The sequence below is a fragment of the Candidatus Pelagibacter sp. HIMB1493 genome, from assembly GCF_052047995.1.
Taxonomy (GTDB): domain Bacteria; phylum Pseudomonadota; class Alphaproteobacteria; order Pelagibacterales; family Pelagibacteraceae; genus Pelagibacter.
In genome coordinates this window covers 13,214-26,613 of record NZ_JBNAIP010000001.1, presented here as the reverse complement: position 1 = coordinate 26,613, position 13,400 = coordinate 13,214, and the positions used below count along the sequence as shown (strand labels likewise).

Sequence of the window (13,400 nt, the reverse complement as noted above, 5' to 3'; positions counted from 1 at the left end):
ATAAATTAATGAACAATTTTTGGTTTTAGACCCATGGCTCCTAAAGCCGAGTCATGATCATCTTTTGAGTCTTGATTTTCTAAAATTTTATCTTTTGGATATAAGTTTTTGTTAATTATGTTCTCAATCTCTTCACCTGTTAAGGTTTCGTAAGTAATTAATGCTTTAGCAATTTTATGTAGATCGTCAATTTTCTCAGTCAAAATTTTCTTTGCTTGATTGTATCCTTCGTCGACTAGTTTCCTAATTTCCTTATCAATTTTTTGAGCAACTTCTTCAGAAACTGATTGTGTTTGAGTAACAGATCTACCTAAGAAAACTTCCTCTTGATTTTCTCCATACTCAACTGGACCCATTTCCTCACTCATACCATATTTAGTTACCATCGCTCTTGCAAGTTGAGTAGCTTGATTAATATCTGAACCACTTCCTCCACCTGCTCCTGTAGAAATGTTATCTTTTCCAAAAATTAATTCTTCTGCAACTCTTCCTCCAAAACAAACTGCTAGTCTAGCTTTTAAATATTTGATTGAATATCCATGTTTATCTCTTTCTGGTAAATTCATAACCATTCCCAAAGCTCTTCCTCTTGGAATGATAGTGGCTTTGTGAATTGGATCATAACTAGGCATATTAAACGAGACTAAAGCATGGCCACCTTCGTGATATGCGGTAAGTTTTTTTTCATCCTCAGTCATTACCATTGATCTTCTTTCAGCACCCATTAATACTTTATCTTTTGCCTCTTCAAATTCTAATAAAGTTACAATTCTTTTATTTTTTCTAGCTGCTAATAAAGCAGCTTCATTGACTAAGTTAGCTAAATCTGCTCCTGAAAAACCGGGGGTCCCTCTTGCAATAGTTCTTAAATTTACATCGGGTGCCATCTTAATTTTTTTCACATGGACTTTTAAAATTTTTTCTCTTCCAATAATATCTGGGTTCGAAACAACTACTTGTCTGTCAAATCTTCCAGGTCTTAATAGTGCTGGATCAAGAACATCAGGTCTATTTGTTGCTGCAATTATGATAACTCCCTCATTAGTATCAAACCCATCCATCTCTACTAATAATTGGTTTAAAGTTTGCTCTCTTTCATCATTACCTCCACCTAAACCTGCACCTCTACTTCTTCCAACTGCATCTATTTCATCAATGAATATTATGCACGGAGAATTTTTTTTACCTTGTTCAAACATATCTCTTACTCTTGATGCTCCAACACCAACAAACATTTCAACAAAATCTGAACCAGAGATAGTAAAGAAAGGAACTCCTGCTTCACCTGCAATAGCTCTTGCTAACAAAGTTTTTCCCGTTCCTGGAGGTCCAACCAATAAAGCACCTCTAGGTATCTTTCCACCGAGTCTACTAAATTTTTTAGGGTCTTTTAAAAATTCTACAATTTCTTCTACTTCTTCTTTTGCCTCTTCTACTCCAGCAACATCATTAAATGTTACTTTGCCTTTAAGTTCATTCATCATCTTAGCTTTTGACTTGCCAAATCCCATTGCTCCACCTTTTCCACCTTGCATCTGTCGCATAAAAAATATCCAAACAGCAATTAATAAAAGCATTGGGAACCAAGAAAGTAGTACGCCAAATAAAGATGGCATTTTTTCTTCTAACGGAGCTGCTGAAATACTTACTCCTTTGTCTGATAATTTTTCAATTAAATTTGGATCGTTTGGAGCATAAGTTGAAAATGAATTTCCATTTGAGTAAACACCCTTGATGTTGTTTCCCTGTATCTCAACTTTTAAAACTTCTCCATTTTCAACTGAAGTTAAAAAATCTGAAAAAATTATTTGATTTCCTCCTCTAATATTTGATTGAGGATTTTTAAACATGTTATAAAGGCCAATAGTTAAAAAAACTATTATTCCCCACATAGCCAGATTTTTAAAATTCATGGTGTAAAGATAAGAATTATTGCAAATTAAACAAGTGACAAAATAACTATAAATTTAGTGATATTAACGCTCTTTATATACAATTACAGTTTTCTTGATTTTTTTAATTACACAATTCCCAAGTGTAGACTTAAAAGTAATTTTACTCTGTAGATTTTCTAAAATATTGTTAATTTTTTTACCTCTGGGTGGAAAATACTTTTTCCCAACTAACTGTAAGATCTTTGAAAATGACCTGAACAAAACTTCTTGAGGAAAATTAAAAAATTCTTCTTTTAATACAACTTTATTTTGAGAAATAATCGAATTTTCTTTTAAATTTTTTTCACAAAAAAACTGGATTGATTGGTCTACACTTTTTAAATTACTAATTGATAATTTAAATTTACTTTTATCCAAACCTTCACTTTCAAGATTTTTAATTAAATTTCTTACTCTCACTCTCGTAAAAATTTCATCTTGATTTGAAGGGTCTTCTACATATTTATTAAACACCTTTTTTGAGATGTAGATTAAATCTTTTTTTTCAACGTTTATTAAAGGTCTTAAGATATTTGCATTATTAATTAAAGTCGTTTTGTCTAAAGATACGATACCCTTTAAACCACTACCTCTTAAAAGCCTAATTAAAAAATTTTCATGAACATCATCTTCATGATGACCAAATAAAATATGATTAATTTTAAATTTTTTTGATTGGTTAATTAAGAGATTATATCTTTTTTTTCTTGCAAGAGATTGGATATTATTTTTGGGTTTTTTCCCATTCCATTTTAAAATATCTAAATCTATAGAAAAATCCTTCAAAAGATTTTTTACAAATAAAGCTTCTACAGATGAATTATTTCTCAATTTATGGTCAACTAGAAAGTATTTAATTTTTAAAGATTTTTTAATTGAATAAATTTTTGAAAAAAAAGCTAAAGCAAGACTATCAGGGCCACCTGACACAGCAACTGTAAAATCGTTATTTAAATTTAAATTATTTTCAAATTTATTATAGATTTTATAAATTCTTTTATCTCTTAGCTTATTAAGAAGTTGTTTATGAATCTTGCTTGACGCATTCAAATTTTTTAGACTCATATTTTGCTTTTTGTATTACAGACTGATTTGCGTTTGGATACTGCAACTCTACACCATTAATCATCTTACAGCCTTGATCTTTTTCACCAATTTGAACCATTGAAACTCCAAGTTTTAATAAATTTATTGGAGCTTTCTTTCCTTTTGGATATTTTTGATATCCTTCGAGATAAGCTGAAGCAGCATCAGTATAAAGTTGTCTTATTCTGAAAGTTTCTGCATACCAATATTGAGCACTACCTGCTAATTCATCTTCAGGATTTGATAACACAAATTCTCTAAAAGCTCTTTCTGCTGTACTGTAATCTCCAACTTTTAAGAAACTTGTTGCAAATTCATATTGTTCTTTTGGAGTTAAATCTATTGGTAAAATTTTATCTTCAGCTTGAAAAGTTTCTTCTACAATAGAAGCTGTGGTATCAACCGATTGAATCTGTTGGTTCTCCTCTGAAGTTTCCATATCTTTATAAGAAATTGTACCTAAGTCCTGAGGCTGCGAGCTTCCAGGAAGAATTTGCTTCTCAATTTTAGGCGCAGAACTGAGTTGTTGACTGCTATCAATTACATTAACAGAACTTAAATCATTTTCTATATCTTGAAACCTTATCTGATTATCAGACTGTAGCTTGGATACTCTGTTCGAAAGTTTATCAAGCTTAAAATTAATTTCCTCAAATTTATTAGTAAGTTCTCTAAACTGCTCCTCTACCTCTGATAACTTTAACAAATGTCTAGTTAAGACATCCTCAGAATTATTATCAAGACTTGATACTGATTGATTATTTGTTGTACTTTCTATTTCTATTGATCCTGAGTAAACGGCTCTTTCAAGAGTTTTTAAATCTTTTTTAATTAAATCTAAAATTTCATAAATATTATGGTTATCTGAGTAAGCAATTCCCGAAAAAAAGAAATTTAATATTATTATTAAATTAAATAATATTGATCTAAAAAGTGATCTCATTAAATTTTTATATGATTATAAAAAGGCAAAAAAAAGACCCTAAAAGTTTTTAATTTTAGGGTCTTTTTTAAAAAATTCTTTAGTTTGCTTTAACAGTAACTGATCTTCTGTTTTTAGACCATGCTAAAGGATTTGATCCTGAGTCAACAGGTCTTTCTTTACCATAACTGATTACAGTAATTCTGTCTGATGAAACACCATAAGTCATTAGATAATCTTTTGCAGCGTTAGCTCTTCTTTCTCCAAGTGCTAAGTTATATTCTCTTGTTCCTCTTTCATCTGCATGACCTTCTAAAACTACAGTGATGTTAGAATTTTCTCTTAACCAAGCAGCTTGAGCTCTTAAAGTTTCTCTTGAAGCTGTAGTTAATATAGATTCGTTAGTTGCAAAGAACACTCTATCAGCAACACCATCTGCTAAATATTTTACGCTATCTGTTCCAACGTAAACGTCTCCTTGCATTTGACCTGCAATTTTTTCAATTTTAGTTACTTCTTCTTTTTTAGTTTCTTCTTTTGGCGCCTCTACAGCTACCTCTTTTTTTGTTGCACACGCTGTTAAGATTATTCCAGCTGAAATAACTAATAACGTGTTTTTGAAAATTTTGTTCAATCTCATTAATTTGCTCCTTGCTGCTTTTTCAAATACTATTTTTTTCACAACTAATTAGATGTTTCAACCCAAAAAATCAAGAAATTTCATCGTATTTAAAGATAAAATGATATTAATTACTTAATAAAGACGACCAAGATGGGTCAGAAGCGTCCGTCTCAGTTGTTATCAATCTTTCATTATAACCAGTTAAATCAATAGACCATAATTTAGCAGAAAAACCTTCGCCTTTAGAATTAGTTTTTGTTTCTCTATAAAATATCAAAACTCTTCCATTGGGTGACCAAGATGGGGCCTCTTGATAATAGTTTTCTGTTAACAATCTTTCACCAGTTCCATCCGTTCTCATCACTCCAATATAAAATTTTCCTTTATGTAATTTTGTAAATGCAATTAAATCACCTCTAGGAGACCAAACTGGTGTTCCGTACAAACCATTACCAAAAGAAATTCTTTTCACGTCACTTCCATCATTTTTCATGACATAAATTTGTTGGTAACCACTTCTGTCAGAGTTAAAAGTTATATATTTTCCATCTGGAGAATAAGAAGGTGATGTATCAATTGAAGGATGATTTGTTATTCTCTCTACTAATCGAGTTTCTAAATTCATTGTATAAATATCTGATTTTCCATCTTTTGCGAAACTCATGATTATTTTTTTACCATCAGGTGAAAATCTAGGAGCAAATGTCATTCCAGGAAAATCTCCAACTACTTCCTGTGTTCCGGTTTCAATATCTAAAAGATAAACACGTGGCATATTTTTAAAATAAGATAGATAAGTAACCATTTGGCTAGCAGGGTTAAATCGTGGAGTAAGTACAAGCTCATTTCCTAAAGTTAGAAATTTGTTATTTGCACCATCTTGATCCATGATAGCTAATTTTTTTATTCTTTGTGTTTTTGGTCCTTCTTCAGCTACATAAATTATTCTTGTATCAAAATACCCTTTTTCTCCTGTTAACCTCTCATATACTTTATCTGATATTATATGGCCAACTCTTCTCCAATTTGTTGGTACAGTTGTAAATGCTAAAGCCATCATCTCTTTTGCAGCAAGCACATCCCAAAGTCTAAACTCAACTCTTAATTTATCATTAATAAAATTTACTTTACCGGTGATAAGAGCTTGAGCTTTAATTAAATTCCAATCCTCAAATCTTGGTTTTAAATTTGCTATATCTGGAGCTTGTAAAAATGCTTTTTTATCCAAAGGATTAAATAAACCTGAAGTTCTTAAATTATTTTCAACAATTAATGATATTTCAGATCCAATGTTCTCTTTATCTAAAATTTGCTCAAAATTTTTTCTAGACGTTTCATCTATTGATAATGGTGAGACTGCAAGTGGAAGAGGGTTTAAATTTCCCCTTGTAATATCAACTTCAATTAACGCTAAAGCTTTTAATGGAAAAAAAACAAAAATGAAAATTATAAATTTTTTAATCATAAATTCTTTATACTAACCTCCTAACATCTCTCTTGCATCAAAATTTAATTGTAATTCTTTCCATCTCTCATAACCAGAAGCTGGAACTCTCAAAGGTTGACATAATCTTACTGCTCTTAAGGCACTTTCTGCTAAGACTTTATAAAAACCTTGTCCAGGTTTATTCATTCTAGCATGATCTAAAATCTCAGTTTTGGTGACTGAACCATCTGGTTTAAGCTTTAACTTTATTCTAACTAGTAAATTTTCATCATAAGGCAAACCTAAAGGTATGCTCCAACAACCAAATATTTGGGCCTTTAAAGCATCTTCCTCACTTAAAGTTAGTTTAGAGTTTTCAATGTTTCTCACTTGATCTTGAGTAACATCATTATTGGTTTTCACTTTTTCTGCTGTTTCTTCTTTTGATTTATCTATTAATGCTGCAATATTGTTTGGATCAAATAAATCTTTTTTTTCAAACTCAGATACTTGCTTTACTTCATTATCCACTTTTTCTGGATTTTGTTTTTTTTCCTCTTTGGTCTTTAATTTTTTTACCTCTTTATCTGGCAAAGGGACAGCTTCAGGATTTTGTTTTTCTATCGTTTTGTTTTTTTTCTCTGAGACAACAGTCTTAGTTTTGGTTTTTTTTACTTTTTTCGGTGGAGCTTGTTCTGAAACCAGTTTTTTTTCTTTTTCTTTTACTTTTTCAATAATTTTTTTTGCTTTAGGCGCAAAAGGAATATTTGTTTCTTCTGTTATTTGAATTAATTCAACAGAGACTATGGGTGGAATATCAATGGGTTTTTTTGAGAGAAAAGGCAAGCTTAAAGCTGTAAGAACAACTAATGATATATGTAAAGCTGAAGATATAGCGATACTACTACTCTTCACTGTAACTACCTTTGTTTAAGGGGCTCAGAGATTAGCGCAACCTTTGTAAAACCAGATCCAGATAATAAACCCATTATCTCTAAAACTCTTCCATAGTTTATTGTTTTATCACCTCTTACATAAATTCTTGTGTCAGTTCTATTTTTTGAAACAGCTAAAACTTTAGCAATTATATTGTCATACTCTACTTTTGATTCTTGAATAAAAATTTCACCTTTCGCATTAATAGAAAGTGTTAAAGGTTCTGTTTCCTCAGGCAAAGAATCTGCTGAACTCTCAGGTAGATCAACCTGAACACCTACTGTTAAAAGCGGTGCAGTGACCATGAATATAATTAATAGAACCAACATCACATCAACAAAAGGTGTTACGTTAATCTCACTCATTGGTTCTTTTGATGAGCGATTTAATTTAAAAGCCATTTAAATTATTGTTAAAAATCTTTTTGAAAAATTCTCTAATTTTTCTGAATATTTTTTTGCGTCTGTATTAAATTTATTGTAAGCAACTACAGCAGGTATCGCAGCTAACAGTCCTAATGCAGTTGCGAATAATGCTTCTGCAATACCAGGTGCAACTATTGCAAGACTAGTATTTCTTGAAATTGCAATTGATTGAAAAGAATTCATAATACCCCAAACAGTCCCAAATAATCCAATAAATGGAGCAGTTGAACCTACGGTTGCTAAAAATGTAAATCCCTTTTCAATTTTTGACATTTCCTTTTCTATTCCTCCCTCAAGGAACGCAGTCATTCTTTCACTTATATTTGTTTTTGATTTTTTCTTAAGTAAGTTTTCCATAGCATTTTGGAATACCAAAGACATTGGGTCTTCTAAATTATTTGGTAAACTGTTATAAAAATTTTCAGCAGATTTAGAGTTCCAAAATTTTTCTTCAAATTCTTCTGAAGATTTATTTATTTTTTTAAAAAGTCTATATTTTTCTATAATCACCGCCCATGAATATACTGAGCAAAGTATTAAGCTAATCATTACTGCTTTAACAATTATGTCTGCTTTTAAAAATAAACTTAGAAGTGAAAAATCTGTATTTGTTCCTAAGTCTAATGCATTTGCGGCTATGTCTGCTTCCATAATCACTCATCACACTTAATTGTGTCATGAATTTGACTATATAATTTTAAAGATTAGTCATTTTTGTATGTTTCATGAAAATAACTAGCTATCAGAATTGCATCAGCTTTATTGGAGTCTTTTTTTTTAGATAAATTTGACGAAAAATAAGGAAATATTTCAATAGCTCTTGTCCTGCTAGCATCCTTTTCTGAATTAATTAAATTAAAATATTTTTTCCATTTTGCAGGTCTTACAAAATAAATTGGTAATTGCATTGCACTGCAAATACCTTTTAAAATTCCAAAAGATTGACCAAAATTAAACATACTAGTTACACCTTGACCTGGCATAGCTGAAACTTGTTCTATAACAACTTTAATATTTTTTTTTTCATATGTTTTTATTCTAAAAGAAATTTCATTATATATTTGAGATCCATTAACTTGCTTTTTATTTTTTTTCCCTTCAGTCATTGTTGGCATCTCAAGCACATCTTTAATTATTCCATCCTCTAAAAAACATATAGATCCTGATATTCCTGGATCAATTCCTATTATTAACATTAAATATTTCCCAAATTTACGTTTGAAAAAACGTTCTGGACATCATCGTCATCTTCTAGATTTTCTAAAAACTCAATCACACTCTCTTTTTCATCATTTTGAATATCAACACTATTGATTGGCACCCACTCAATCTCTGTGGAAATAAAATTTGCAATTGTATTTTCTAAATTTTTTTTAACATTATAAATTTCATTTGAAACACATTGAACTTCATGAAATTCATTGTGAGAAATACATTCCTCTGCACCAGCTTCTATAGCCAATTCAAAAATTTTGTCTTCTGATATTTCATTTTTATCAATCTTTATTATCCCAAGTTGTTTAAAGTTATGAGATGCTGATCCTTGCGTACCTAAACTTCCACCAGATTTTTGAAAAATGGTTCTCACATTGGAAGCTGTTCTATTTTTATTGTCAGTTAAAGTTTCAACAATTACAGCAATTTTGTTTGGTCCAAATCCTTCATATCTCAAATTTTCAAAATTTGCACCAGATGCAGCAGAAGATTTATCAATTGCTCTTTCTATATTATCTTTTGGCATATTTGCTGATCTTGCAGCTTGTACTGCTGATCTTAATCTTGCGTTCATTGCAGGATCTTTGTCTCCGAGCTTTGCAGCAACAGTAATTTCTTTAGACAACTTTGAAAAAATTTTTGAACGTTGCTTATCAGCTTTTCCTTTTTTATGTTTAATACCTGCCCAATGAGAATGACCTGCCATATATAAATTAAATATTTTTTAGTTTATCTCCAAATATATAACTATTAATGTTTTTAGCTAAACCAGTATTTATATCACAATCAACAATAACACCAGACAAAGTCCCTTCCCCAACTGCTGGAAAATGTTTGACCGAGTCTTTTTTTAGAAATCTGTTTAAGGAATTTTCCTTGTCCATCCCAATTACAGAGTCATAATCCCCACACATACCAGCGTCTGTCTGGTATCCAGTACCATTGTTTAGTATTCTTGCATCATTAGTTGGAATATGAGTATGAGTTCCAACAACTAACGTTGCATGACCATCAAAAAAATGACCTATAGCATTTTTCTCACTAGTAATTTCACCATGAAAATCAACTACTAATAAATCGTAGTCATCTTTTAAATTGAATTCACTTAAAAATTTTTTTGAAGTTTCAAAAACATCTTCACACTTTTTCATAAAAACATTGCCCATAAGGTTAAGTACACCGATTCTAATATTTTTATCAGTTTTGAAAATTTGAAATCCTTGGCCCGGTGCAGGTTCAAAAAGGTTTTTAGGACGTAACAATCTCTCTTCTTTTTCTATGTACTTCATGATTTCTTTTTGATCCCATACATGATTACCAGTTGTTATTACGTTAACACCACAGTTATAAAAATCTTTGCAAATTTCCTCAGTCAAACCAACCCCTTGAGCTGCAGCATTTTCACCATTAGCAATAACAAAATCAATTTTTTTTGTTTTAATTTCACTAAGTAAGCTGCTTGTAAGTTTAGAGCACCCCGAAATACCAACAACATCGCCTAAAAATAAAATTCTCAAAATATTAAACCTCTTTCAGTAATTATTAAATCAAGCTTCTTATCATAATTATTAACTGGTACTTCTTTTAATTCTTGAAAAGAAAAGGCAAATCCTACTTTAAATACCTTTTTTTTAATTTCAATTTTTTCAATATAACGATCATAAAAACCACCTCCATAACCTAAACGGTTAAAATGTTTATCAAAAGCTAATAGTGGAACTAGTAATATATCTGGATAAACTTTCTTTTGAGATAATGGTTCAATAATCCCGTATTTGTTTATCTTTAATGGATTATCTTTGGACCATTCATAAAAGTCTATTTGGTTATTTTTCTTGATGATCGGTAATGAGGTAATTTTTTTATTTTTACTAAATAAATTTAAAACTTCTAAATCATCTATTTCATGATTGCATGGATAATATCCTCCAACAATTTTTGTTTTAAGCTTATTATCGCTTAGAAATTTAATTAATTTTAAAGAATTAATTTTCAAATTTTCTTGAAAATTTTTTTTTCTAAGTGATGTTATCTTTCTTCTTAATTTAGATTTATTCACAAATTTATTGAGATAAATTTTCTTGTTTTGCTTTTTCGACAAAACTTGAAATTTTCTCTGCAGCAGTATCAATTAAATCTTCATATTTTTTTTGATTAGTTTCAATCTCGATTTTTAATTTTTCATGATTTAAATTTAACTCTTTTATTTCATCTTCTTTTTTATCTTTATATTCATAAATTAGAGTTTTTAATTCTTTAAATTTATTTGATAAATCTTTTAATTCTTGTTTCTTTTGTTCAACTTTCTTCTTTGTTTCGTAGTATTCATCCATTATTTTAACCGCTGTAATTAATAAAAGTTTATTCTCTCCTAAATTGCCAAGATCATTTTTTAAATGATTAAATTTTTGATTTATTTGAATTAACAATTCCTCTAGATGTTCCTCTTGTCCATCATCACAAGATAGTAGAAACTCTTTATTATTGAATTTAATACTTACATTTGCCATTTATCAATCTCTTCCAACAAAGTATCTGTTTCTTGATTTAATTCATCAATTTTCTCTGAAAACTCTATTTGTTTTCTTTCTTCCGCCTTTTCTTTACTTCTGAACTCATCTAATCTTTTAGACAAAATTTCGTTCTGATCTATTAGCTCTTTATATTTTTTTTCTAACTCATTTTTTTCAATCTCTAATTGATTTTTTTGCAAGTTAAGATTTTCAATATTATTTTCCAAAACCGGATTAGTTAGATCTAAATTTTTTAATTCCTCTAAAGCTAAATTAAGTTTTTTTTCTTTTTCGTTTATAGAATTCATATATATATACTTATAATATTAAATAGAATCTTCTTAGTCTAGTCAGGATAATTTTGAGTAAAATACATAACGATTTAGCAAATTGTATCAGATTTTTATCTATTGATGCAGTTCAAAAAGCTAATTCTGGTCACCCTGGGATGCCAATGGGCATGGCGGACGTTGCAACGGTACTTTTTAGGCATTTTTTAAAATTCAATCCGCAAAATCCAAATTGGATAAATAGAGATAGATTTGTTTTATCAGCCGGGCATGGTTCAATGCTTCTTTATTCCTTGTTATATTTAACTGGTTATAAAAGTATTTCGTTAAATTCGATAAAAAAGTTTAGACAACTAAACTCTATTTGTGCAGGTCATCCAGAATATCATCCAAAAACTGGAATTGAAACAACCACTGGTCCGCTTGGGCAGGGAATAGCAAATGCAGTTGGATTCGCAATAGCTGAAGAAGTACTCAAAAAAAAGTTAGGTAAAAATCTAATTAATCACAAAACTTATGTTCTAGCTGGTGATGGTTGTTTGATGGAAGGTATTAGTCACGAAGCAATGAGTTTAGCTGGTCACTTAAAATTAAAAAATTTGGTGATGCTTTTCGATAATAATAACATTTCAATAGATGGTCCAACAAGTCTTGCTGTATCAGACAATTTTAAAAAAAGATTTGAAAGCTATGGATGGGATTACATATTAATTGATGGTCATAATGAAAATCAAATTTACAGCGCTTTAAAAAGAGTTCAAAATGCAAAAAAACCAACAGTAATTTCTTGTAAAACAAAAATTGGATATGGTTCTCCAAATAAATCTGGTAAATCGTCTTCACATGGTAGCCCTTTAGGATTAGATGAAATTAAATTAGTAAGAAAAGTACTTGAATGGAAATATAAACCTTTTGAAATTCCAAATAAATTATTGAACAAATGGAGAGCTATAGGAAGCAAGAGTCAGTTAAATGAAAAAAAATGGAACAAATTAATTAAAAAACAAAGTAAAAAATTAAATCTAATCAAAAATAATAACTTTAAAAATGTTTTAAATTCAGAAAAGAAACTTGCAATTAAAGAATCTAAAAGCCTAGCAACAAGAAAATGTTCTGAGTTAACTTTAAGTGCATTAACCAATTCAAATAATAATCTAATTGGTGGTTCTGCAGATTTGGCTGGATCTAACAATACAAAAACAAAAAAACATAAAATTATTACACCAGGAAATTTTGATGGAAATTATATTCACTATGGTGTCAGGGAACATGCAATGAGTGGGGTCATGAATGGAATAGCACTCCACAGCAATTTTATTCCTTATGGTGGAACTTTTTTAATTTTTTCTGATTACTGCAAACCATCGATAAGATTGTCAGCTCTAATGCAACAAAGAGTTATTTATGTGATGACACATGATTCAATTGGCTTAGGTGAAGATGGGCCAACACATCAACCAATTGAGCAATTATCTGGTTTAAGATCAATTCCAAACCTAAATGTCTTTAGACCTGCAGATAGAATTGAAACAATTGAATGCTGGGAGCATGCATTAAAAACTGCAAATACTCCAAGTGTGCTGTCTCTTACAAGACAAAATTTAGATCCAATCAGAAAAAAATATTCCTCAAATAATAAATGTTCACTTGGTGCTTATGAGGTGCTTAGAACAAATAAGAAAATTAAATTAACAATTTTAGCAAGTGGTTCAGAAGTAAATCTTGCAATCGAGGCTAGTCATAAACTTGCTAAAGAAAAAATTTATTCTAAAGTTATTTCAGTACCTTGTATGGAGCTTTTTGATAAACAAAGTGAAACTTATAGAAATAAAATACTAAATGAAACCAAAAATAAAATCTCTATAGAAGCTGGTTCAAGTGATTGTTGGAAAAAGTATGTTGGTGAAAATGGAAAAAATTTTGGAATTAATGAATTTGGTAAAAGTGCACCTTTTAAAGAAATATATAAATATTTTGGACTAACAAAAGAAAATATAACTAACAAATCAAAAAATTTAATTAAAAATTAAT

Annotated in this window: 15 protein-coding genes; 1 reads left to right on the top strand and 14 read right to left on the bottom strand. The window is 29.7% G+C overall.

Annotated elements, in window-relative coordinates; genetic code table 11:
• Window positions 1–5: 5 nt before the first annotated feature.
• The 14 genes from ftsH to ACTTBK_RS00110 all read right to left on the bottom strand — a co-directional run bounded on the left by ftsH (window position 6) and on the right by ACTTBK_RS00110 (window position 11,387).
• On the bottom strand, window positions 6–1,913 hold the full coding sequence (ftsH, locus tag ACTTBK_RS00175) for an ATP-dependent zinc metalloprotease FtsH (protein WP_262590286.1): 1,908 nt from the start codon (window positions 1,911–1,913) through the stop codon (window positions 6–8).
• A 63-nt stretch (window positions 1,914–1,976) separates the two neighbouring features.
• Window positions 1,977–2,999 carry a tRNA lysidine(34) synthetase TilS gene (gene tilS / locus ACTTBK_RS00170; protein WP_440618070.1) on the bottom strand — a complete coding sequence of 341 codons (1,023 nt, stop codon included), beginning with the start codon at window positions 2,997–2,999 and terminating at the stop codon, window positions 1,977–1,979.
• Entirely contained in the window at window positions 2,959–3,963 is a 1,005-nt protein-coding gene (gene ybgF, locus ACTTBK_RS00165; RefSeq protein WP_440618069.1) for a tol-pal system protein YbgF, read from the bottom strand. The genes tilS and ybgF overlap by 41 nt, the downstream gene beginning before the upstream one ends.
• A 79-nt stretch (window positions 3,964–4,042) precedes the next feature.
• Entirely contained in the window at window positions 4,043–4,582 is a 540-nt protein-coding gene (pal, locus tag ACTTBK_RS00160) for a peptidoglycan-associated lipoprotein Pal (RefSeq protein WP_440614677.1), read from the bottom strand.
• A 106-nt stretch (window positions 4,583–4,688) separates the two neighbouring features.
• Window positions 4,689–6,029: a Tol-Pal system beta propeller repeat protein TolB gene (gene tolB / locus ACTTBK_RS00155; protein ID WP_075506060.1), complete on the bottom strand. Its 1,341-nt coding sequence runs from the start codon at window positions 6,027–6,029 to the stop codon at window positions 4,689–4,691.
• 12 nt (window positions 6,030–6,041) lie between these two features.
• Entirely contained in the window at window positions 6,042–6,905 is an 864-nt protein-coding gene (locus ACTTBK_RS00150) for an energy transducer TonB (RefSeq protein ID WP_075506059.1), read from the bottom strand.
• Between the two features lie 5 nt (window positions 6,906–6,910).
• Window positions 6,911–7,327, bottom strand: a complete 417-nt coding sequence (gene tolR, locus ACTTBK_RS00145; RefSeq protein WP_075506058.1) for a protein TolR — start codon at window positions 7,325–7,327, stop codon at window positions 6,911–6,913.
• A complete protein-coding gene (gene tolQ, locus ACTTBK_RS00140; protein ID WP_075506057.1) occupies window positions 7,328–8,002 on the bottom strand; it encodes a protein TolQ in 675 nt (224 codons plus the stop codon). It abuts the gene before it with no gap.
• A 53-nt stretch (window positions 8,003–8,055) separates the two neighbouring features.
• A complete protein-coding gene (locus ACTTBK_RS00135) occupies window positions 8,056–8,547 on the bottom strand; it encodes a crossover junction endodeoxyribonuclease (RefSeq protein WP_440618068.1) in 492 nt (163 codons plus the stop codon).
• Entirely contained in the window at window positions 8,547–9,272 is a 726-nt protein-coding gene (locus ACTTBK_RS00130; protein ID WP_440618067.1) for a YebC/PmpR family DNA-binding transcriptional regulator, read from the bottom strand. The genes ACTTBK_RS00135 and ACTTBK_RS00130 overlap by 1 nt, the downstream gene beginning before the upstream one ends.
• Window positions 9,273–9,279: 7 nt before the next feature.
• Window positions 9,280–10,083, bottom strand: a complete 804-nt coding sequence (locus ACTTBK_RS00125) for a TIGR00282 family metallophosphoesterase (protein WP_440618066.1) — start codon at window positions 10,081–10,083, stop codon at window positions 9,280–9,282.
• Complete coding sequence (locus ACTTBK_RS00120; RefSeq protein WP_440618065.1) at window positions 10,080–10,625, bottom strand: 5-formyltetrahydrofolate cyclo-ligase; 546 nt, start codon at window positions 10,623–10,625, stop codon at window positions 10,080–10,082. Before ACTTBK_RS00120 ends, ACTTBK_RS00125 begins: the two co-directional genes overlap by 4 nt.
• 4 nt (window positions 10,626–10,629) lie before the next feature.
• The gene (locus ACTTBK_RS00115; RefSeq protein ID WP_440618064.1) at window positions 10,630–11,076 is read right to left on the bottom strand and encodes a cell division protein ZapA; all 447 of its coding nucleotides are present in this window, start codon (window positions 11,074–11,076) and stop codon (window positions 10,630–10,632) included.
• Entirely contained in the window at window positions 11,064–11,387 is a 324-nt protein-coding gene (locus ACTTBK_RS00110; RefSeq protein WP_440618063.1) for a 5-formyltetrahydrofolate cyclo-ligase, read from the bottom strand. The genes ACTTBK_RS00115 and ACTTBK_RS00110 overlap by 13 nt, the downstream gene beginning before the upstream one ends.
• A 53-nt stretch (window positions 11,388–11,440) precedes the next feature.
• Here ACTTBK_RS00110 and tkt point away from each other — a divergent pair, with 53 nt between their 5' ends.
• Window positions 11,441–13,399, top strand: coding sequence for a transketolase (gene tkt / locus ACTTBK_RS00105; RefSeq protein ID WP_440618062.1), 1,959 nt, complete (start codon window positions 11,441–11,443; stop codon window positions 13,397–13,399).
• Window position 13,400: the final 1 nt, after the last annotated feature.